Raw genomic sequence first — 400 nt, 5'->3', positions numbered from 1 at the left:
CCTCCGGGGGCAGCGGGTCGTTCTGCTGGCACACCTTTCCGCCGGGCGCCGGCGGAGCCACGACGGGCGCGCCGGGGCCGGGGTCGCTCAGCCAGCACAGGCCCACCAACGGGGCCACGTCGAGCTTCGGCGGGATGACCAGCTCCGGCCCCAGCTCCGCGCATTCGCAGCCGCCCACGCCGCAGGCGTTCTCCTCGCACGCGGGGATGGGACACACCGAGCCCCAGGCGTCACTGCATGCCAGGGCCTCCCAGCGCATGCGCGTCACCTGGACGCCCTGCTCATCCATGACGCGCGTTCCCAGCCGCACGGGCTGGTGGGTCGCGCGTGCTTTCTGACGGGCCTCTTGCATCATCAGCACCAACTCGCGCTGCGCGGCGCTGAGTCGCTGGCGCTCCGT

Annotated in this window: 1 protein-coding gene; it reads right to left on the bottom strand. The window is 73.2% G+C overall.

All coding sequences use genetic code 11. From position 1 onward, the window contains the following. On the bottom strand, window positions 1-400 hold a 400-nt coding region (locus FJV41_RS51365; protein WP_368773794.1), incomplete at both ends, for a pilus assembly FimT family protein.

Origin of the sequence: Myxococcus llanfairpwllgwyngyllgogerychwyrndrobwllllantysiliogogogochensis (assembly GCF_006636215.1) — a bacterium.
GTDB lineage: Bacteria > Myxococcota > Myxococcia > Myxococcales > Myxococcaceae > Myxococcus > Myxococcus llanfairpwllgwyngyllgogerychwyrndrobwllllantysiliogogogochensis.
The sequence above is the reverse complement of the archived record's forward strand: the minus strand, read 5'-3'. Positions and strand labels throughout refer to the sequence as shown.